This window comes from Clostridium sp. DSM 17811, from assembly GCF_018861905.1.
Lineage (GTDB): Bacteria > Bacillota > Clostridia > Clostridiales > Clostridiaceae > Clostridium_AD > Clostridium_AD frigoriphilum.
Genome location: NZ_JAHLDU010000017.1, coordinates 77443 through 99811, shown reverse-complemented (window position 1 = coordinate 99811; position 22369 = coordinate 77443). Strand labels below are relative to the sequence as shown.

Annotated in this window: 21 protein-coding genes and 1 pseudogene; 4 read left to right on the top strand and 18 right to left on the bottom strand. The window is 30.3% G+C overall.

Features of this window, described 5'->3' with window-relative positions:
* Together KPL44_RS18220 and tnpA are read right to left on the bottom strand one after the other, a co-directional pair.
* Nucleotides 1-880: pseudogene (locus KPL44_RS18220) on the bottom strand (RNA-guided endonuclease TnpB family protein); the annotation flags it as partial.
* 7 nt (nucleotides 881-887) lie between these two features.
* Entirely contained in the window at nucleotides 888-1289 is a 402-nt protein-coding gene (tnpA, locus tag KPL44_RS18215; RefSeq protein ID WP_216253034.1) for an IS200/IS605 family transposase, read from the bottom strand.
* A gap of 523 nt (nucleotides 1290-1812) precedes the next feature.
* On the opposite strand from tnpA, the gene KPL44_RS18210 reads away from it, so the two are divergent.
* Nucleotides 1813-2856, top strand: a complete 1044-nt coding sequence (locus tag KPL44_RS18210; RefSeq protein WP_216253033.1) for a PocR ligand-binding domain-containing protein — start codon at nucleotides 1813-1815, stop codon at nucleotides 2854-2856.
* Nucleotides 2857-2911: 55 nt separating this feature from the next.
* On the opposite strand, the gene KPL44_RS18205 is transcribed toward KPL44_RS18210, so the two are convergent.
* The 6 genes from KPL44_RS18205 to KPL44_RS18180 all read right to left on the bottom strand — a co-directional run bounded on the left by KPL44_RS18205 (nucleotide 2912) and on the right by KPL44_RS18180 (nucleotide 8649).
* Nucleotides 2912-3583: a YczE/YyaS/YitT family protein gene (locus tag KPL44_RS18205; RefSeq protein ID WP_216253032.1), complete on the bottom strand. Its 672-nt coding sequence runs from the start codon at nucleotides 3581-3583 to the stop codon at nucleotides 2912-2914.
* Between the two features lie 140 nt (nucleotides 3584-3723).
* Entirely contained in the window at nucleotides 3724-4800 is a 1077-nt protein-coding gene (locus KPL44_RS18200; RefSeq protein WP_216253031.1) for a polyamine ABC transporter substrate-binding protein, read from the bottom strand.
* A gap of 52 nt (nucleotides 4801-4852) precedes the next feature.
* Nucleotides 4853-5635 (bottom strand): ABC transporter permease, encoded by a 783-nt coding sequence (locus tag KPL44_RS18195; RefSeq protein WP_216253030.1) that lies wholly within the window; start codon nucleotides 5633-5635, stop codon nucleotides 4853-4855.
* A complete protein-coding gene (locus KPL44_RS18190; RefSeq protein ID WP_253201838.1) occupies nucleotides 5635-6492 on the bottom strand; it encodes an ABC transporter permease in 858 nt (285 codons plus the stop codon). The genes KPL44_RS18195 and KPL44_RS18190 overlap by 1 nt, the downstream gene beginning before the upstream one ends.
* A gap of 9 nt (nucleotides 6493-6501) precedes the next feature.
* Entirely contained in the window at nucleotides 6502-7575 is a 1074-nt protein-coding gene (locus KPL44_RS18185; protein WP_216253029.1) for an ABC transporter ATP-binding protein, read from the bottom strand.
* 144 nt (nucleotides 7576-7719) lie between these two features.
* On the bottom strand, nucleotides 7720-8649 hold the full coding sequence (locus KPL44_RS18180) for a DMT family transporter (RefSeq protein WP_216253028.1): 930 nt from the start codon (nucleotides 8647-8649) through the stop codon (nucleotides 7720-7722).
* Between the two features lie 188 nt (nucleotides 8650-8837).
* Here KPL44_RS18180 and KPL44_RS18175 point away from each other — a divergent pair, with 188 nt between their 5' ends.
* Both KPL44_RS18175 and KPL44_RS18170 read left to right on the top strand, forming a co-directional pair.
* Nucleotides 8838-9590: a hypothetical protein gene (locus KPL44_RS18175; RefSeq protein ID WP_216253027.1), complete on the top strand. Its 753-nt coding sequence runs from the start codon at nucleotides 8838-8840 to the stop codon at nucleotides 9588-9590.
* Nucleotides 9587-10336 carry a protein-glutamine gamma-glutamyltransferase gene (locus tag KPL44_RS18170; protein ID WP_216253025.1) on the top strand — a complete coding sequence of 250 codons (750 nt, stop codon included), beginning with the start codon at nucleotides 9587-9589 and terminating at the stop codon, nucleotides 10334-10336. The genes KPL44_RS18175 and KPL44_RS18170 overlap by 4 nt, the downstream gene beginning before the upstream one ends.
* 63 nt (nucleotides 10337-10399) lie before the next feature.
* On the opposite strand, the gene KPL44_RS18165 is transcribed toward KPL44_RS18170, so the two are convergent.
* The 3 genes from KPL44_RS18165 to KPL44_RS18155 form a co-directional block, all read right to left on the bottom strand.
* Entirely contained in the window at nucleotides 10400-11239 is an 840-nt protein-coding gene (locus KPL44_RS18165) for a methyl-accepting chemotaxis protein (RefSeq protein ID WP_216253023.1), read from the bottom strand.
* A 225-nt stretch (nucleotides 11240-11464) separates the two neighbouring features.
* Complete coding sequence (gene aspD, locus KPL44_RS18160) at nucleotides 11465-13087, bottom strand: aspartate 4-decarboxylase (protein WP_216253020.1); 1623 nt, start codon at nucleotides 13085-13087, stop codon at nucleotides 11465-11467.
* 69 nt (nucleotides 13088-13156) lie between these two features.
* On the bottom strand, nucleotides 13157-14008 hold the full coding sequence (locus tag KPL44_RS18155) for a DUF1186 domain-containing protein (protein ID WP_216253019.1): 852 nt from the start codon (nucleotides 14006-14008) through the stop codon (nucleotides 13157-13159).
* 255 nt (nucleotides 14009-14263) lie between these two features.
* On the opposite strand from KPL44_RS18155, the gene KPL44_RS18150 reads away from it, so the two are divergent.
* Complete coding sequence (locus tag KPL44_RS18150; RefSeq protein WP_216253017.1) at nucleotides 14264-14911, top strand: hypothetical protein; 648 nt, start codon at nucleotides 14264-14266, stop codon at nucleotides 14909-14911.
* Nucleotides 14912-15015: 104 nt separating this feature from the next.
* On the opposite strand, the gene KPL44_RS18145 is transcribed toward KPL44_RS18150, so the two are convergent.
* From KPL44_RS18145 to KPL44_RS18115, 7 genes are all read right to left on the bottom strand, one after another.
* The gene (locus KPL44_RS18145) at nucleotides 15016-16449 is read right to left on the bottom strand and encodes an amino acid permease (RefSeq protein WP_216253015.1); all 1434 of its coding nucleotides are present in this window, start codon (nucleotides 16447-16449) and stop codon (nucleotides 15016-15018) included.
* 149 nt (nucleotides 16450-16598) lie between these two features.
* On the bottom strand, nucleotides 16599-16829 hold the full coding sequence (locus tag KPL44_RS18140; protein WP_216253014.1) for a hypothetical protein: 231 nt from the start codon (nucleotides 16827-16829) through the stop codon (nucleotides 16599-16601).
* A 104-nt stretch (nucleotides 16830-16933) separates the two neighbouring features.
* Nucleotides 16934-17665 (bottom strand): 2,3-diphosphoglycerate-dependent phosphoglycerate mutase, encoded by a 732-nt coding sequence (gene gpmA, locus KPL44_RS18135; protein ID WP_216253049.1) that lies wholly within the window; start codon nucleotides 17663-17665, stop codon nucleotides 16934-16936.
* A 218-nt stretch (nucleotides 17666-17883) separates the two neighbouring features.
* A complete protein-coding gene (locus KPL44_RS18130; RefSeq protein ID WP_216253012.1) occupies nucleotides 17884-18747 on the bottom strand; it encodes a sugar ABC transporter permease in 864 nt (287 codons plus the stop codon).
* An 11-nt stretch (nucleotides 18748-18758) separates the two neighbouring features.
* A complete protein-coding gene (locus tag KPL44_RS18125) occupies nucleotides 18759-19688 on the bottom strand; it encodes a carbohydrate ABC transporter permease (protein ID WP_216206268.1) in 930 nt (309 codons plus the stop codon).
* A 56-nt stretch (nucleotides 19689-19744) separates the two neighbouring features.
* Nucleotides 19745-21016 (bottom strand): sugar ABC transporter substrate-binding protein, encoded by a 1272-nt coding sequence (locus tag KPL44_RS18120; protein ID WP_216253010.1) that lies wholly within the window; start codon nucleotides 21014-21016, stop codon nucleotides 19745-19747.
* A 361-nt stretch (nucleotides 21017-21377) separates the two neighbouring features.
* Nucleotides 21378-22367: a methyl-accepting chemotaxis protein gene (locus KPL44_RS18115; RefSeq protein ID WP_216253008.1), complete on the bottom strand. Its 990-nt coding sequence runs from the start codon at nucleotides 22365-22367 to the stop codon at nucleotides 21378-21380.
* Between the last annotated feature and the right edge of the window lie 2 nt (nucleotides 22368-22369).

Here is a 22369-nt window from a genome sequence, read left to right as displayed (position 1 = left end):
TTTTCTTTAAATTAGTCATAATTCCCTTTTTTATAGTCCCATTTTCATTATAATTATTAGGGTTATTACTTCTTCTTTGTCTATCTAATTTCCTGAGTAATATATTTTTTTTATGTTCTATATTTTCAACCTCAGGACATAATTCTAATAACTTAACTTCGTTTTTACTTGATATTGCAATTGTTCTTGTACCAATATCTATTCCAACATTTCCGTCACCTATTTTATTTCTAACCTCACCGGTTTCTTTATTATACTTAATCGGTGGAATTCCTTCTAGTATTAATTGAACATAATATTTAAATTTACCACGAATTAATTTTCTTACCACTCTACAATATTTAGTTTTATTTAATAATGCAACTTGTGCGTATTCATCGTTTTTATTTATAATTACATTTATATCTAATCCATTCCATCTTAATTTGTTGTCTATAAACCTAATCCCAGTTTTATTAGATTTTCCCTCAACACTATTCATTTCACCATACTTTTTAAAATAAACTCTATTGGACTTATGGAGCATTAATTTTTGAAAAGCACTAAAACACCTAGAAGCTATCTTTTGAGCAGTGAAACTATCTACATTATCTTTAAAATATTTCTGCATGACTTTGACATATTTATGGAAAGAATACTCTGTCAAATTATATCTCTTGTTTAATTCATTAAATTTTTTATTCCGTTCTTTCCCTTTAACCATATTAATTACTTTCTCATATTCTTTCGATTCTATCATATGATTATATCTTTTAAACAATTCACCTAAACAACTATTATAAATGCTTCTACTTATTTCTAATCTTTTATTTAATATGTCTTCTTGATATTTCTCTGTGTTTAATTTTAATGTTAAAATATAATTTGACGCAGCATTCACCCCCTTCTTAATATCTTGTCTTTTGATTATCTACATAATTTTTTACTGTTTCACTCTTTACGTTACCAGCCGTGGATACAAAATAACTTCTTGTCCATAGACTAGGCATTTTATTTAATTCTTGAAATTCTGCTCTCAAAACTTTACTTGTTGCACCTTTTATTTTTTGCATAATATCCGATGGTCCTAATTTGGGAAGACAATTTAAAAACATATGTGTATGATCCTTATCACATTCTATTGCAATAATTTCAATTTCTATTTCCTTACATACATCTTTGACCAAACACTTAAATCTTTCTTCTACATTAGGTATTAAAAATATTTTTCTTCTATATCTTGGGCAAAATATAAAATGATAATTAATTAAAGAAACTGTTGTTTTAGTTGTTCTATATTTATTTTCCATAATATCATTATACCCTATTATGTGTATGTTTAAACTCTTTTATACATATATATCAGATAAACTTTTATACATTATGCTATCCATCCCACACCTAAAGGAGTGGGCTTTCCGCACAATATATTGTAAATCTTAAAAAGTTCCATAAAGGAGGACTTATCATGTTTTTTACATCCGGATATTAATTTTTTTTCAATTCGTTCAACATCTCCTTTCGCTCCCACCGTAGAAATTAAAACATCTCTTTATAATATACACATAATTAATAAATAAAGTTTCAACTTCATTTTATTATTGATAGTTTTGCAACAAACAATATTTGGGAAGTTCATTTGAAAATTTTACAACTTTTTGTCTTTTTTTTGTATTTTTAAAAAGTTTTAGTTATAGATAAGTATATTTTTAATAAATTATACGCATTTAGATTGATTTTTTACAATAAGGACTAAAGTTTCTACCTTTAAATGTCGATAAAGTAACTAACAAACACATGAATAACATTAATTAGATATTGGAGGAATTTTAAATGATTAAAAAATTAGCAAATGGTGAATTGGATGTAACTGTACTAGAAATTAAAGATGTTATTGATATTAAATTACTTCAAACCTTTCAAGATAATTTCGCCACTGCAATGACTATGGCAAGTGTTACTGTAGATAAAGATGGTACCCCTGTAACTAAACCGAGTTCATATACAAAGTCATGTTTAGAGTTTACACAGTCTACAAAAATAGGCTGCGAAAGATGTGCATTATCACACAAAAAAGGTGGCCAGGAAGCTGCAAGAACTCTAAAACCGTATATATATACTTGTCATGCTGGACTATTGGATTTTGCTGCACCTATATTAGTAGGTGACCATCTAATAGGTACCATATTAGGAGGACAAGTTTTAACTTCTGCGCCAGAAGAATCTATCTATAGGAAAGTAGCAAATGAGATAGGTGTTAATGAAGAAGGTTATATTGATGCAGTTAATAAGATAGCTTTAACCAATGAAAAGAATATAACAGCAGCTGCGGAAGTATTATATATTGTAGCGAATTCGCTTTCACAAGCAGGCTATCAAAAACTTAAACTAAGCACTATGTCCCAAAACCTTTCCGATAATTTTAGCCAGATATCTGCAACTATGGAAGAACTCAGTGCTTCTTCAATAACTGTAACAAATAATCAGCAAAATTTAAGTGATGAAATTGTTAACGTAAAAGCTATATCAATAGATATAAATACAATACTCGATTCTATAAAAAGTATAGCTGCTCAGACAAAAATGCTCGGATTAAATGCGGCCATAGAAGCTGCTAGAGCAGGAGATGCTGGTAAAGGTTTTGGTGTAGTTGCAACTGAGATAAGATCTTTATCAGAAAATTCAAAGGAAACTGCTGTTAAAATATTAGCACTTACAACTAAAATACAAGAATCTGTTGATAAAACTATTGAAACTTCTCATGCTACACTTGAAACTACAGAGCAACAATCAGCTGCAATTCAAGAGGTTACCTCTAATCTGATGGAAGTTACAACTTTATCTGATGCATTAAATGAAATGGCAAATAGTAAATAAAAAGCTAATGATGCTTCCAAAGTTTAGCCTTTTGAAGCATCATTAGCTTTTAAGTTTAAGCTCCTAATGATATATTCTCTTCCTTTTCATCATCTTCAGCTCCATTTTTAACAATAGCATTTACGAACTTCTTTCCATATGGGAGAAAAAATTGTATGCATGGACCAGTTAACAATGCAGATATTATTGTACCTATACCAAACACCCCGCCAAGTGCAAAACCGATTACTAAAAAGCTAATATCTAATGCCATTCTAATCCAACGATATTGAAAATTAGTTTTATCTTGTATTATGAATGGAATAATATCATTTGGCGCAACACCTATATCACTTGCCGAAAGTATAGAAAATCCAATCGCAATTAGAATACATCCAAATACAATTAAAAGCATTTTCAAACCAATATTTAAAGATGCTATTGGGAAAAATGAAACAGCCTTTACTCCAAGGTCTATAATTGGGCCTACTCCAACTACACATATAATTGTTCCTATTTTTATACGAGTTCTTTCAACTAAAAGTATTATGCAAAATAATACAAATAAAATAATCATATTAGCATTTCCCGGTGTTTTATGTAATAAAAATGCTAATCCTTGAGTGAATAAAGTAAAGGGATCAGATCCAATATTCGTCTTTAAAAACAAGGCTACCCCCAGCTGTATTATACTCATTCCTACAAAAAACAGAATTAGTCTTTTAAATAAATTTAGTTTCTTAGTCATATCTTCATCCTTTTCTTTAGTTTTATAGTTGCTCTTTATTATATTTCCATAATTTCATTTATAAACTGACAAAAAGAGCAACTTTAATTATACAATAATACAAATTTATATACAAGTATATATTATTTCCTTAATGTTTTCTATTTTTGTTTAAATTCTGACCAAATTGAATCATACACCTTAGAGGCACTACCAGCATCCTGTAAATGTTTAGCTTTACTGAACTCATCTTTAGGTATATAGATAGCTTTGTTATTAAGCACCGCTTTTGGCATGAATTTTTGGGCTGCTGTATTAACATTTATATACTCTATGCTAGTTGTAATATCGCTACTTGCTTTACCCTCTAATACAAAATTTATAAATTTCTGCGCATTTTCTTTATGTGGTGCATTGACAGGCATTATTAAATTATCTTCTTCAAATTGCATTCCCTCTTTTGGATAAACAATTTTAAACTTTTTATTACCCTTAAGTGCTGCGGATGCCTGAGATCCCCACATAACTCCAATATTTGTATCTCCATTAATTAAGCTAGTCATTGGTGTATCTGCATCAAACACTTTAACATTTGCCCTAAGTTTTGTTAGTTCCGCTTTCGCCTGGGCTAGTTTTGCTGGATCTGTCTCATTAATGCTATAACCAAGCTTTGTTAATGCCATACCAATAACTGATCTTGAGTCTTCGAGTAATACCTCGGAACCTTTCAATGAAGGATCCCATAAATCACTTATTCCTTTAATATCTATTTTAACTTTATCCGGATTATAAACTATCATTTCACTTCCAAGTGAATAAGGCACTGAATACTTATTTGTCTTATCATAATATTGGCCTAAATAAGCCTTATCTATATTTTTATAATTAGGAATAGCCGCTTTATCAATAGGTTGTAATAATAAGTTTTTCTGTTTCGCCATAATTTGAACCATATAATCCGCACAAATTATTACATCATATGTTCCACCTTTTGATGCCTGTAGCTTTGAAAGCATCGCTTCATTTGTAGAAAAGTTGCTATAATTGACCTTAATTCCCGTCTTTTTTTGAAAATCTTTTACAACATTATCTGGCACATAATTTGCCCAGGTATAAATGTTAACTACTTTTTCCTCACTCTTCTTTGATGTACTTGATTTTCCGCACCCAACAAATGTTGATCCTATGACTGAAACTGCGAGTAAAATTATTAAAGCTTTAAATCTTTTTTTTAACATATAAATCCCCCCTAATTTCTTTAACAAAAGAAAAATTGATTATAAATGTATTCTATTTTTCCCTTTTTATTTTTATAACCTGTGATAATATTAAAAAGGCAAAAGTTGTTACTAGCATTATTGTACACAATGCATTTATTTCAGGTGAAAGCCCAAATTTTAGCATTGAGAATATTTTAATTGGAAGTGTAGTACTTGCTGGTCCACTCAAAAAAATATTTATGATTATATCATCCAGTGACAGTGCAAAAGCAAGCATAGCTCCTGAAAGCACTGCTGGTAAAATCATTGGAAATGTAATTGTTCTAAACACCGTAAGTTTTGATGCACCCAAATCCATCGCCGCATCTTCAATTGACAAATCAAGTCCAGCAAGTCTTGATTTAACATTTATAAGCACAAATGGTGTACAAAATGTTGTATGTGCTAGTACTAATGTAAATATGCCCAAATCAATTTGAAGAGTTGAGAACAAAATTAGTAATGATACTCCCATAATTATCTCTGGAATTACAATTGGAATATAAACAAGTAAACTTATAATTCCTTTTCCTTTGAACTTATGCCTTTTTAGTCCGATTGCTCCAAGAGTTCCAATTATCGCTGAAATTATTGTACTTATAGTTGCAATAGTTAAACTATTTACAAGCGCTGTAATTACATCCTCATCACTAAATAACTTAGTGTACCAATCAAGAGTAAAACCACTAAAAACTACATTAGATTTAGCTGCATTAAATGAGTACATAATAATTATTACTATTGGAACATACAAAAACGCAAATATACAAAATATATATGTTCGCTCGAGTCCTTTTGATAATTTTGAATCCATTAGAACACCTCCGCGTCTAACTTTTTACCAACTATTTTTACGTAAACAAAAATTAAAATTATAGATATAAAAATCATTACTATTGACAGCGCTGCCCCAAAAGGCCAATCATTTGCTCCCATAAATTGATTTTCAATTAGATTTCCAATAAGCATTACATTACTTCCACCCATTAAATCTGGTATGAAAAAGAGTCCTACAGAAGGTACAAATACTAAAATACAACCAGCAACTATTCCTGGCATAGTTAGAGGCACAGTAACTGTTATAAAAGTCCTCAACCTACTTGCCCCAAGATCTTTAGCTGCTTCAATATAAGCTCTATCCATTTTATCTATAGAATTATAAAGTGGAAGCACCATGAATGGAAACATTGTATATATCATTCCAATCATTACTGCCCCATAAGAGTACAACATCTTTAATGGTTCTTTTATGATTCCAGTTATAAGTAGTGCATGATTTAATATCCCCTCAGTACTTAGAATTACAATCCACCCATAAGTACGTATTAATGAATTAGTTAAAAATGGTGCCATTATTAAAAGCATTATTAAAATTTTATATTTCTTTATTTTAGTAGCAAAGTATGCAAAAGGATATCCAAACCCCAATGTAAATAATGTTGTAGTAAACGCCACGAGTATTGAATCCCAAAACACCTTAACATATAGAGGCTTCACCATTCTTGTATAATTTGAAATTGTTGCTACATATACTATACTACCGTCATCACCCCTTTGCATAAAGCTAATAAACACAATATACAAAAGGGGGATAGCCACGAAGAATAGCATCCAAAAGGATATTGGAACTATTGTAAAAACCTTCAAAATATTTTCTTTCATATTTTTCATTTTAGTCACCTAACCTTCTTCAACTATAACTACATCTTCAGGTTCAAAGTACATCCAAACCTCACTACCTATACCTATTAAATCTTTTTTCTTATCATAATCACAAACTATAATTTCCTGCCCACCTTCAATTTCCATAGTAGTTTTAATAATAGATCCAATATAACTATGTTCTTTTATTATTGCAATAAGCCCGAGTGGCGGTTTTATCCTAGTATATTTTATATTTTCCGGCCTGATTAAAATATAGCTTTCTTTATTTCCTGAATTATCATAGTTTTTATAATTCAAGTTCATATCATATTCACCTATTTTAGCAGATATCTTTTCTTCATCAATCTTTTTTATTTTGGTCTTAATTAAATTAGATTCTCCAATAAACCCTGCTACAAATTTTGTCTTAGGCCTCTCATATATGTCTTCCGGCGTTCCTATCTGCTCTATGATTCCGTCGTTCATCACTACTATTCGGTCAGACATATTAAGTGCTTCCTCTTGATCATGCGTAACATATACAAATGTAATTTGTAATTTTTTTTGAAGTTTTTTAAGCTCTACTTGCATTTGCTTTCTAAGTTTTAAATCAAGTGCACCTAACGGCTCATCTAAGAGTAATATTTTAGGATTGTTTATTAGCGCCCTGCCTATTGCAACTCTTTGTTTTTGACCACCGCTTAGTCCATCTATTTTTCTTTTCGCGTATCCTTCTAGCTGAACTAAACTAAGCATTTCGATAACTCTCTTTTTTATTTCTGTCTTATTCACCTTTCTAATTTTTAAACCATATGCTATATTATCAAACACATTCATATGTGGAAATAATGCATAATTTTGAAATACTGTATTTACATTTCTATCATTAGGTTGCTTATTCTCAACATGTATGCCTTCTAATAGAACGCTCCCACTTGTTGGTTTTTCAAACCCTGCTATTATTCTAAGGGTCGTTGTTTTACCACAGCCACTTGGCCCTAATAACGTTAAAAACTCACCTTTGTTTACTTTTAGCGATATATTCTTAATTACTTCCTGATTTCCAAACTTTTTTATTATATTATCTATTTCTAATATAATTTCTGACAATTTAAAAAAACTCCTCTCGTTTATCTAACATAAAAAAATATAATTCTAAAAATTTCTATTCTAATTATACCATAATGTTCATTATTATGATGATATATCCTAATTATACTATGTGTTTACCTAAATTTGTTTACATTATTTAACTTATTTAGTAAATACCTTTTCTTTGTTAACCATCCATATACCTATACATACTAATACAAGCGCAAATATGTTTTTATATTCAAATATATTTTCATTTAAAAATATTGCTGAGAGTATTGATCCAAAAATTGGTATTAAAAAATTAAAAATGGACACGGGACCTACCTTATTATATTTTAGAAGCAGATTCCATAATGAAAATGCCGCTGATGACAATAAAGCAAGGTACATTAATAAAAGTGAAGAATCCATTGTAAAATGATAAACGCTACCACCGGATAACATGCCAAGTAACATTAACATTATTCCTCCTACAAAAAGGCTATACCCCGTTACCACCATTACATCCATGCTTTTAGTAAGTTTTTTACCATATATAGCACCTACCGCAGAAACAAATGCCGCAATCATTAAAAAACCTTCTCCACTAAACCTAAAAGAAAAATCCAATAAGTCAGCACTAAAATTCATACTCATAACCCCTATAAATCCTACAATACATCCAAGTATTTTCTGCATACTCAATTTATCATTTGCATATATATAATGAGCTAAAATAACACTAAAAAATGTAACAGTAGAATTCATTATAGACCCTTTAACACCTGTTGTATTAGAAACACCAATATAAAAAAATATATACTGAAGTGTTGTTTGAATTACCCCCAAACAACTTAAATCCAGAACGTTTTTTCGCGAAATATTAAATATTTTCTTTCCACAACTTTTAGCAATAACAAGTAAAACTAGCCCTGCTATAATAAATCTATAACCAGCAAATACAAGTTTTGAAGGTATGTCACCTACAGAAATATTAAACATTACATATCCATTCTTAATCGCTGGGAATGCACTTCCCCATAAAAAACAACAAAACGTTGCAATAATAGCTACAACTTTTTTATTTGTAAAAATATTTTCGTTTCTCAAAATAATCAAAATCCTTTCCTATCTATTTATTTCACACTAATCATTATACATTTATCCTCTATTCAATACCAATTTCAATATTAATTACCATATTTAATAATAACTTTAACAAAATGACTCTATTAATAATATTATATAATATGTTTCTTTATTTATATTAAAAATCTAGAACACGAGGAGGAGATTATATGCGCATAAATAATATAGGAAACTCAAGTTTATCTACACTTAAGTATTTATATTCTAATTATAGAGAAATACCCCAACATGCTTTGAAGGACATATTTGAAAGCTGTATATTAAGCCGTGAGTTAAGTGATGACAATGATGAAATTTTGGATGTTACTGCTTCACTTTTAATAAAGACTTACAATGACAAGACAATTTTGCCCACAATAGTGGATACTATTTTTTCTAGAAACAGAAAAGGTCAATTTAATCATGATCTAATATGGACTTTTTTTCAAGCAAGAGAGCCCTATAGTTTAATGCTAATTGCAAATTATTTGAATTCAGATGACATAAATGATGTTAAATTAGCTAGTCAACTTTTAGACTTTATGCCCTCCCCAGATATGACTCGAGGTTGGGATAGCAAAAAACAATATATATCTTTTTTCTACTATCTTAAAGAAAACTACCCTTTTCTATATTTTACAGGTGAAAGTTTCCAACGGACAAGTAATCCAAAGCCTTACGCAATAGCAATCGATGCCAAATATTTATGCAAACGAGTATCTGTTTATACCGGTAAGCCCTTTATACCATTAACAAAAAATGAAAATAATTTATCTAATTATTTTAACAAATTAGATGATAATAACAAACAATTACTCTCAAACTTCTCTCTTAAAATTCAATATGAAAATAAATATTTATGGAGGTCATGGATTAACCAACCCATAATTAATCAAATAAACATAGCGGAGGTTAATATATGATAATAATTTCTAATAATGTTGTTGACGTTAATACTTTTATTCATGATTATAATCCAAATGATATTGAAAAAGATATTATAACTAAGATGGATTTAAGTAAATCGCAATATGAATATGATTCATTAACTCAATTTAAATTTGAGTTAGATTTTCGATATAGTATTGTTATTGCTGCGAAAAATCTAAATAAAGGAGATATGGATTTCAGAACCTTTCGTAAATCAATATGTAACCCTGATTATTGGGATCGTACTAAGGAAGGTGGTTTTATATTAAAAAAAGGAGTAGCCCCTAGTGATGCTATTAAGGACATTTCTATAAACAGTTATAAATATGGTACTGAATGTGCAACCGCCATGATTATTATTTATTATCAAGCATTACTTAATATATTTTCTGCAAATCTTTTCAATAGAGTATTTCCAAATATACAGTTAATGAATTGGCATTATATAGATAATCTTCTTGAAGATGTCGGTTTTATAAAAAAACGAAGTGACTATTTTCCAGGTGATAGAAGATACTTTTACAATCCGGATGTAGATCCCGTAGCACCTGAGTGGCAAGGAGAAAATGTTATAGACCTTAGTAATGGTCTTTATTATGGGCATGGCATAGGAATCGGAGATGCTGACGAAATAATTAGTGAATTAAATAAATTTAGAATAAAAGAAGCAACCACCTCTTCTTACTTATTAGATTCAGCTGCACGCCCGGATTTTAAATCTTTAGCTGATATAAAATAAACTGCTTCTAAAGGTAAATTTTTACCTTTAGAAACAGTTATTTTTACACTATCCTATTTTTCTTTATATTTTTTCGGCTAGGTTTCCCATCATTTCAGCTGTTGAATTTAATTCCTCAAGGGATGCTGCTATTTCTTCAAGTGTTGCAGCCTGCCCCTCAAACACTCCTGTTGATTTACCTATTTTTTCATTTATACTTTTTATTGAATCACCAATGTTTTTTAATACATCATCCACCTTTTTAACTGATTCACTAGTTGATGTTGATAATTTTCTGATTTCTGTTGCAACTACTTTAAATCCTCTCCCTGCATCTCCTGCTCTTGCAGCCTCAATTGCAGCATTTAAACCTAACATATTTGTTTTTGATGAAATTGCTTGAATAAAACTTAGGATCTCATCTGTATTTTTTGAACTTTTATCGGCCTCTTGAACTTTTAATACTATATCTTCATTCATATTAACTACATCTTGTACTCCTGAAGAAAGATCATTAACAGCATCTGATATTTGCCCAAGAGCTGACGATAAAGTTTGAGAAATACTCATTAACTCATTTCTTTTAACTAAGCTTTTCCCCATTACAATGCATCCTTCTACGGTGCCCTGTTTATTATGAACGGGAATTGCATAAGATCTAAATGGAACTCCATATACCTCTTTGGGCACATTCTTAACAAGTACTTTATCATTTTGCATTGCCGTATGTATTGCTCCATCAGGTGGTATTGCGTCGCCTTCCTTTAATTTCAAATCTAAGTTTGCATTACATACTACATTCAAATATGTTTTTGTATCTGCTACCCCAAAAGAAACATCATCATCATCAAAGAAATAGGGTAAGTACGGTAATAAAGTATTGAACGCTTTTAATACCTCATTGTTAGAAATTGTTTTTTCCATCTTTATTTTTCTCCTTTGTATTATAAATTTATCTTTTTTCACCTAATCACTTAATACTCGTTTATTATATATAATTCTTTATTTTTTTACATAAAAGTCTTATATAACAGACAATTTCGACATTTTCCATCCATTGGATACAACTAAAATCAACAGTTCATATTATAAAAGGCATAACAAACTATTGTTACACCTTTTTTGTAAACTATGTATAATATCAACTATCTAATTCTTCCACTCCGTCACATATTCCTCAAGTATCTTATGGAGCACTTTTCCTATTTTACTGTAATGCTCATCATCAAGATTTGCTAAGGATATTCTAATTGACCATTCAGGTCCATGAAATCCATCACCACCAAGTAATACTATAGAAGATTCTTGTGCTAAACGGAAAAGAATATCCACAGGTTTATATTTTTTTTGCAAATACTTTGCAAATTCATCACCATAATAATTACATGCCCACTCTAACAAATCAAATTCTGTATAATATGCTGCATCCAGCGGATCGCGTCGAAGTTCTAAACCCAACCCTTCAAATAAAAGTTTTTGCCTACGATGGCAAATATCTTTAGTAAGCTGCTTATATTTATTTTCTTTATCAAGAAGTGCAAATACGGAGAAAAAAGCCATTTGTATTTGTTGTGGTGTTGATAAACCTGCAGTATGATTTAGTGCTACTTGCCTACTATCTGCTACTATTCTATCAATAAATGGGATTTTTTCAGGATTAGTTGATAATGATGAATAACGTCTCCTTGCCCTTTCTTTTTTATCTTCAGGTAATTCTCTTAACAATTTATCAAATACATTATCTTCATAAAGAGCAATAGTCCCAAGGCGCCATCCTGTTACTCCAAAATATTTGGAAAAAGAATATACTCCTATTGAATTATATGGCAAATCAGCTACTAATGAACGGAAATTATCAACAAAAGTACCATAAACGTCATCTGAAATAATCATTAAATTAGGATTATCTTTTTTTACTATACTTTTTATAAGTTGAATTGTTTCAGATTTCATTGCGACCGATGGCGGATTGCTTGGGTTTACAATAAATAAAGCTTTTATAGATGGATCCCTAAGTTTTTCAATTTGATCATTAGGGTATTGCCAAGTATGGACTCCATCAGAAGTCGTCTCGGAAGCTAAAAGCTCCACAACATCAAAATTATAACGTGGTAAGTGTGGAATCTCAAGATAAGGAGTAAATATAGGTGCCATTAAAGCAACTTTATCACCAATAGATAATATATTATTAGCAATCAAACTATCAAATATATAACACATTCCAGCCGTTGCACCTTCTACAGCAAATAAATTGAATTTCCCAGCAATTTGAGAGTTATAACACAATTCCTGAATAAGATAATCATGAACAACTTTTTCAACATGTACAAGCATTCTATCAGGTTCTGGGTAGTTATCTCCTATAATTCCATCTACCAGTTCATATACCCAATCATCTTGATCAAATCCTTTGGATATTATTCCATAATTAATAATATTTTCAAGAAGCTCAATTCCTGGATAAGTAGGATTTTCTCTAATAAAATCTCGAAATCTATCTGCTATTCCTTTTTTTTCTGGCATCCCACCAAGATCATCATTATTCCATACTCTACGTGTTTCTAAAACCGAAAAAAGACCAAATGTAAAAAAAGCTTCCCGAGGAGTTGCAGCTGTCCAATTTGGATTCCCCCTACCTGCATCTAGTAATGCATGTGCACCCTTTTCTTTTGAATCTTCTGCAAGGCTAATTAATTTATTTTTAAGTTCAAATGGACTTACCTTACCATAAATATGTTCTATTTCTTTACGTTTGACATCAAGTGTATCCATATTTATCCTCCTCCTATATCAATATAATTAGTATTAGGAATTAATACTGTTTTATCCTATAATCTAATACTATTTTTTTCTTTGCTTTTTTTTAGTAGCCTTTACCTGTTTTTTCTTGTTCTTACTTTTCCCTTTGTTTAACTTACTAACTCCTAACATAAATTGAGATTTAGAGTCATTGTTTTTTTTAGCAAAACAATCCCAGCATCCTAGTTCTGCTATAGTATCATTAAAAAATGAATAACCTTCGTCCTTCAAATTCGGGAATTTTGTTATGTCATGTATTTTAATAGCTTCATCTACTTCTTCTAAAGATATACACTCCTCATCAACTAATTCATCCGCATAAGCTTTTTTTATATATTGATATAGTTCACTAGGACCTGCATCACAAGAATCGTATATAAGTTCATTCCAAACTTGTGAAAATTCACGTTCAAGTTTTCCTTCAAATAAACTCTTATAGTATTCAATAACTTCCTCTTGAGATATAACCCCTTCGCCCAGGAGTGCAATAAAGGATTTAATAGCAGCACTTCTAACATATTCATTAATGCCATTATCCTCCACTAATTTTTTTAATGGCTCTGTATCACTTCCACAAACTGAAGCTAGAATCTTATGTAAGTCTTCAGTAAGATATTCACGGAAAATATCGCTAGAAATTTCATTTTGTATACTAATCAAATCTATAATTGGATTAAGGCTCCTCTTTTCTTTAAACTGTGCTAACAAAAATATTGCATATATATGTGCAAAATAATCGGGTTTTTCTAGAATCTCTTCATAATTATCTTTAGCATTTTTTAATATTTCAAGTAATTCAGGTATAAACTCATCCCTGCGATTTATTATCTCTTTTAATTGTTCTTCTGGAAACTCCCCATTATTATATTCGATCTCTTTAAGTAATTCTTTCATAAAATAAAACTCCTTCTTCATTTAATTTGTTCACTACATTATATCTTATTTTATGCCCAAAATTTAAAAAGCGATAAATTATTACACTATTCGATATTTGATGACTATAGGTAGCTTTAAAAATTAAAATATATACATAGATGTCGCCTTGTTTACACCTTCTAAAAATTGTAGTATATTATATACTAACTACAATAATTTTATTATTGAAAACTTATCTAAATTATTTAAAATTTATATGAAGGGGTGATAACCATGGAAAATTTTACAACGCCTAATTATACTCACCTTGAGGATATTAAATTTAATATATCTGACTTAGAAAATTCATATTACGGTGGCAGTCAGTATTGGTTTCCAAAAAAACTTAATAAACTTAGTGGTTGTGGTCCAGTTGTTGCTGCTAATATAACTGCATATTTAGCTCAAATATTCCCAGATAAATACAGTGCTTTATACCCTTATAAGGGTATTATTAATAAAAATGATTTTATCATGCATATGATTGAGATTAGAAAATATGTAAAGCCAGGAATATTTGGACTTACCTCTGTTCAGCAATTTTCAGATAATGTTTTAGATTTTGCAAAAAAAAGAAATGTATCTTTAACGCCTCATATTTTAGATTATAGTGCTAATAGTATTGATGAAGCTGTAACCTTTATTTTAGAGGCTTTATCACAAAGACTTCCAGTGGCCCTCTTAGTTCTTAAGCATCCAGTAAAGGAATTTAAGGACTATGCTTGGCATTGGATGACTATAACTGGCCTAGAGCTAAATTTGAAAGACAATATATATTACATCTCGGTATCCACCTATGGTGAGCATCGGGAGATAAACTTAAATATGCTTTGGAATCAAAGACGTGCAAAAGATATAATTAGGCTTGCATATTTCATCTAAGAGTTCACTTTTTATAATCTCATTAAGACTTATAACTTTAAATAAGTCCTATGAGATTATTTTTTTTGAGATAAATTTTTTATTCTTATTTTAATGTAACTTAGCTATTTATCTTTAATATTACTTTTAGAGAATGTTTTTGTTAAATATGATATAAAGAATCCAAAAATTATAAATCCTACTGGACCACCATAATTTTTTAAAATTGGAACTATTGCTTCTGAGAAGTTCTTAGCTCCTGCAATATTTCCCCATCCTGCTCCAAAAAATGCTAATATACCTAATATAAAAACAACACTTGAAGCTATTATTACAGCCGCTTTTGATTTTAACATTACAAATGGAGGTACATTCCCTTTAAGTCTAAATACTAAATATGCAGCTGCAAGAACAATATAAGGTATTGCAAGTGATAGAGCTGACAACGTAGTTAATAGATTAAAGAATTTATCTATATTGTTTAATCCTGCAAGCGGTACTATTATTAATACTAATAATATGACGCATTGAACCCAAAGTGCATTAACTAATGTTCCATCCTCACGTTTTTCGGTTAATAATTTCGGGAATGTTCCACTAGGAACTTCTGAGAACATTGCTCTAATTGGAGATTCGAGCCATACTACAAATGCCGCTACAGATGATATAGTTAAAATAAATGCATATATTTGAACAAATATTTTACCATTCAAACCCCAATTTTCTGCTAATATCTTATAAACAACATACCCTGCATCTTTAACTCCAGCTTTAGTTATTAATTCAGGTGATGCAACTAAACAAATTGCAAGTGATCCAAGTATATATGCTCCTGCTACAAATGTAGTAGCAATAATAACAGCCTTTGGGAAAACTTTTTTAGGATTTTCGACATCCTTAATATATGTCCCCGCCACCTCAGCTCCAGCAACAGCAAGAATTAGCCATGAAAATGTTGAAAAATAACCTGCATCAAATTTAGGAATGACTGTTCCTGTGGTAAAGGCTGTAGCTGATGGTTGTTTTCCAACTAATACTCCAACAACAGCAAATAATATAAATATAACTGTAACAGCTAAAGTTAATTTCCCACCCAAATCACTTATTTTAGAGAATCTTTTAACTCCGGTTGTAGCAATATATGTTAATGCTATTGCTAGTCCCATGCCTATATAAGGTAATAAATATGCATTGGCATCGTTAAATCTATTTTCTCCAAAAAGAGTCCAAGATATCATTACTGGTATTCTCGCAAAAACCATTTGCAAATAGAATAGATTAGCAACAAAGTAGGACCAAGTGCCAATAAATGCCCATTTTGGTCCAATTGAGCATTCTATCCAGTTGTATAACCCTCCCTCTTTGTCTTTATTAGCAGAAGCAAGTTCTGCTATCATTATTGATAAAGGTAAAAAGAATAATAATGCAACTATAAGCCATGATGGAATAGCCGCGGGTCCAAGTGTCACCGCATTTGAAGCAATATTCCCAAATCCGAAGGTTGGAACAAAAATTAACATTACTAACGTCCATAAACCCAGTTTTTTTGTATCTTTCATAATTTCACTCCTTAATTTTAGAATCACCATTTATCATTCTACAAAATACGCTAATTTCCTCTAAATAAACACAATTAAATTATTTATTATATATAAAAGCTCAAAGCAAAACAGGCAAATTCAAAGAATTAGCCTGCTTTTATTATAACTTACAAAAAATTTATGATTTTATATGTTCCATCGCTGTTATCTTCTCTATCATCACTTTTGTCTTTCTCTCCACTCACATTTTCTAATGGAGACTTACTCTCAGAATTTTTTTTAAGAAGTTCATCTTTTATACTATGACTATTTGCTATACTATTTAGAAATTGTTTAACATTATCATTTTGGATTTTATCATTACCCTCATTATAATTTATATCATTATCCTTTGACATATAAATTCCTCCTAATTTTTAAATTCAATAGTATTATTTTAGGCTTTTTGCCTTCCTGTAATACTATGAAATTTTTGGAATTTATATATCAAACTTCTTTACATTTATAAATTTTTAGAAATTTCTTCCTCTGGTAATTCACCATCTATTCCTAAATAATAGTGACGAATCGGCTTTAAATCATCATCCAATTCATATACAAGTGGGACTCCGGTAGGTATATTCAAACTTACAATGTTGTCACTTGATATATTATCAAGATATTTAACTAAAGCCCTTAAAGTATTTCCATGTGCAGAAATTATAACCTTCTTGCCTACTTTTATTTGAGGTACTATCTCTTGAAACCATTCTACCATAACCCTCTTTATAGTATCCTCTAGACTTTCAGTTTTAGGAATCTCCTCTTCTCTTAATTCTTTATATTTTAACTCCGATCCAGGATACCTTTCATCCGCAATTGAAAGTTCTGGTGGCCTTACATCTACGTATCTTCTCCATTTATGGACTTGTTCATCTCCATATTTTTGCGCCGTCTCCGCCTTATTTAAACCTTGAAGCGCTCCATAATGTCTTTCATTTAGCTTCCATGACTTATATACAGGAATCCACATTAAATCCATCTCATGCAAAACAATCCAAAGTGTTCTAATTGCCCTTTTTAATACAGAAGTATATGCTATGTCAAAAATATACCCATTTGCCTTAAGTATTTGACCAGCCTTTCTTGCTTCAATTAGTCCATTCTCTGATAAATCTACATCTGTCCAACCAGTAAATCTGTTTTCTTTGTTCCAAAGACTTTCACCATGTCTTATTAATACAAGTTTAATCAACATAATCACTCCCTACTTAATTAAATATTTCTATTATCAACCTATGACAAACTACCTCTTAGTGCTTCTCTTTATTTTAAATGTAATATAATAGATTATGCTTATTATAACACCACTTGCTTATAACTTTATATGCAAAAATATAATACAGTAAAAAAACAAGCTAAAAGTTTTGGCATTAAACTAATACCATACTTTTAGCTCATATATTTTATCTACTAACCCTTCACACTACCTACTGTAAGCCCACCAACAAGATATTTAGACAAACAAACAAATAATATCATTACAGGGACAGCTGTAATTAAGGCACCTGCTGAATATATACCCCATGCAGTTGAAAATTGTCCTTGCATACTTACAAGCCCAACAGGTAACGTTAATTTTCCTGCGTCATTTATGATTACACTTGCAACTATATACTCAGACCAAGCTGCCATAAATGAGAATAATGCAGTTAATGCAACAGCTGGTTTTGCAAGTGGTAATATTATTTGATAAAAGGACCTAAATATCGAAGCTCCATCTACATAAGCACTCTCTTCAAGAGACTTCGGAATGGTATCATAGAATCCCTTCATCATCCAAATATTAAATGGAATTGCTGTTGATACGTAAATTACTGCCAATGCAAAATAACTATTTGTCATATTTAAATTAATTATCATTAAATATAAAGGCAACAAAGTCATAGCTAATGGAAACATCTGAGTAACTAAGAGCAAAGATAATCCCATCTGTTTACCTCTAAATTTAAACCTAGAAAATGCATACCCAGCTGTAACAGAAAGAATTATACTAAAAGCACAAGAAAAACTTGACACAATCAAACTATGAATAAGCCAATTTAACATATCATATTGTATAAACGCTTGCTTAAAGTTATCAAATGTTGCATTCGCTGGAATTATACTTAAAGATTTGGTAAACAATGCATTTGATGGTCTTAATGATACTGTTAATATATTTAAGATTGGATATAGTGAGCACATACATGCAATTATTAAAATTGCATATATTAGTATTATTTTTAAAGGAGAATCTCCCCTGTTAAATTTTGCTCTAAATTTATTACTTTTCATACAATTCACCTCTAATCCTCTGATTTTTGAGCTCTAATAAAGAATGTACTAAATGCTAATAAAATCAAGAATATAATTACTGAAAGTGCCGCTGATTGACCATATCTGAAATACTGGAATGCTCTCTTAAATACCATAGTTATAAGAATCTGAGATTCATCTGAAGCTGAACCACTCGTAATTATATATATTATATTAACCATATTAAATGTCCATACTGTTCCAAGGACTATAGCAGGAGTGAGTATAGGTTTTAAAAGTGGTAAAGTTATACTTTTGAATTTTTGAAAACCCGTTGCCCCATCAAGATCTGCAGCTTCATATAATTCTTCTGGAATACTTGAAAGTCCACCAAGTGATATCATCATCATAAAAGGAATTCCAAGCCATATGTTAGTTATTATGCACCCTACAAACGTCCAGCTTGGTACAGATAACCATGGAATAGCTGCCATATTGCCAAAGATATGCGTTAAAATGATATTAACAGAACCGTATTCAACATTATACATACCTTTCCAAGTCATTGCAGCAATATATTGTGGTATTGCCCAAGGTAAAATAAGCAAAACTCTTATAAATGCCTTACCCGGTAATTTTCTGTTTAAAAGTATAGCGAAAAACAATCCAAAGGTAACATGAAAAACCACATTAATAACAGTCCATAATATCGTTCTTATTAAAGTTGAATAAAATAAACTATCACTAAGTATATTTTTGTAATTATCAAGACCAACCCAAGGATAATTTTGACTTTTTAAATTTAGTAAAGTTACATTTTTAAATGAAATTATAATTTCATATATAAGTGGATAAGCAACAACAAGTAATAAAACTATAACAGCTGGTGCTAAAAAAAAGAAAGGTGTCATCTTACCTTGTCCTATTCCTAAACTAACATTGCCTTTTTTCTTTTTTAATTTTTCGACAGTCCCCTTCATGACAAAACTCCTTTCTTTAAAATAAAAGAGGATTTCTCCCCTTTTATAAATATATTTTATAAACCTAAAGCTTTAATTCCTTCCTCAGCTTTCTTCTGCATAATTGCTCCTGCATCCTCAGGTTTTGTTTTTCCTGACAATACATTTTGCTGAACTGGTTTAATAGCATCCCAAATAGCTCTCATTTGTGTAATATTTGGCATTGGTGTAGCTTTAGACAATTGATCTTTTTGCCCTGCTATTAGTGGATTTCCAGTAATCTTAGCATCTTTTATAGCCTCAAGATTAGTCGGAATTTGTTGATGTGCATCAACCATCTGTAACTGCGCATCTTTTGAGTTTACAAATATAAGGAATTTCTTGACCGCAGCTAGTTTATTTGCATCCTTTACTCCTGCAGATACTGTGTATCCTTTAACTGCAGAATAAGGTGCTGGAGATTTGCCATTTATCGTAGGTATTGACATTATGCCTAAATCAATTCCAGCTTTCTTATAATCTGCAAAGCCCCATGGTCCGTTGATTATAAATGCTGCTTTTCCACCTTTGAATAAGTTATCAGCAACTGTTGCATCAGATTCTTTAGGAATTAGACCTTCGCTGTGTATTTTTTTCATAAAAGTCATCCACTGAGTAACAGCTGGTGTATTTAGTGTTGGTTTAGGTGAAGCCGCATTAACATCGTCAAATACTTTACCACCATAAGCCCCTAAAAATCCAATTGAGAAAAATGGTTCAACTTCATTAAATACTAAGCCATAATCAACTTTACCTTCTTTTTTAAGTTGTAATCCCATTGCTTCTAATTCTTCAAAAGTTTTAGGTGGAGTTTTCACTAATTTTTTATTGTAAGAAACCAAAACTTCATTACCATTTCTATCTGGAATCATATATTGTTTTCCTGTAAACTTGCCAGCTTCTAATGTTTTTGGGTCTAAAGTTTTCATAAAATCTGCTCCAACAATAGTATCAATAGGTTGTACTAAGCTACCTGGAACAAATACTCCAAGGTTATCGTTTGGTGATAATACAATATCTGGTCCTGTTGTACCTAATGATGCCGTTGAGAAATTTTTTCTTAAATCTTCAGTCTCATAATGTGTTCTTTTAACTGTTATAGTAGGGTTTGCAGTGTGAAAATCAGTAATTAATTTATCAAGTGTCTTTTGTGCGGTCGCATCATCTTGTTCCCAAAACGCTAAACTTACTGGCTTACTTGAATCTACTGATGATGATTTTGTAGACGCCTTACTACCACACCCCGCTAGCGTTCCTACTACCAATGTTGATATCATTGCAATAGCTAAAATTGATTTAATCTTTTTCATTTCTTTACCCCCCTAAAATTTGTGAAAAATAAAAATTCAGGAATTACTTAGATACATTTTAAATGAGTTATCATTTATGGAAAATTTGAAAACGTTTGTAATTATCTATGCAACCGTTTGCCTAAATTTATTTTACTATTAATTTCTTTACATGTCAAACTGAATTTCAAAAATAATTATTTTATTTTTAAGTTCTAATTTGCCATACTCAACAGAATTATTATTGCTTCCTATTTTTTCACGCAAACGAATGCATAAAATGATAAAAAATATATACATACTTATATAATAATGTATATTACATAAGTATGTATTATGTTTTTGTCCAATTTGATTAATTATTTATATGTATAATGTCTACTTAACGGTTACTTTCATTTTGCTCACTAAAAATACTAATTTGATTTAAGTGATTCAAAATTTGAAGATAGTAATCTGACTTTATTTGAACTGATGAAATAAGTTTTTCAAGATATTCTCCTTCAGTCTTAGAACGCTCACCAACGTTAGTCAAATTTTTACTTATTTGCTCTATTTTTTGAATATTTAAATTTTGTGATTCTTCAACTTCTTGCATATGTCCATGAACACCATTCTCGGCTATTACAATATTATCTAAAAGACTAATAGACTTATCAATATTCTGGAGTGTATTCGTCATAACTGTTTTGCCTTCAACAGATTTATTGTTTAATGAGCCCATAATAACATCCATATTTTTTAATGCATCCATTATGTCTGTTGCACTATTTTTAGTAGATTGAGATAATTTTTTAATCTCATTTGCTACAACAGAAAAACCACGCCCAGCTTCCCCTGCGCGAGCAGCTTCAATTGCAGCATTCAATGAAAGAAGATTAGTTTGACTGGCAATACTCGTAATAATTGTTGCAAAATTGTTAATATTAGTATATTGGCTTTGCATTTGGCTAAAAAGGTTTAATAAACTTTCAAATACTGTAGAAACATTATTCATTTCCTTCGCTAAATCATTAATTCCAGACTTAGCGGAACTAACTTCCTCCGATGAATGGCTTAAACTACTAAAAACTGTAGATACTTGCCTTTGGGTATCATAGGCATTTTGAGATAATAATTTTAAATAAGCTTCTACTTCTTCAATTTGGTTTGTTGTACATCCAGTACCATTTAGAAGATCAGAAAAACCGAAAGTAATTGTGCCTTCTTCTTTAAGTAAATTATGAATTTGTATATTAGTTTGGTTTGCTAGTTCAAAAATTTCTTCTAAATTTTTAAAATCCGATGATTTAGAATTTGGTTCATTCAATAAATTATATGGTTGAACCTGCTTATTTGAGCTCCCATTTTTATTTTTAAATTTTAATAACATGT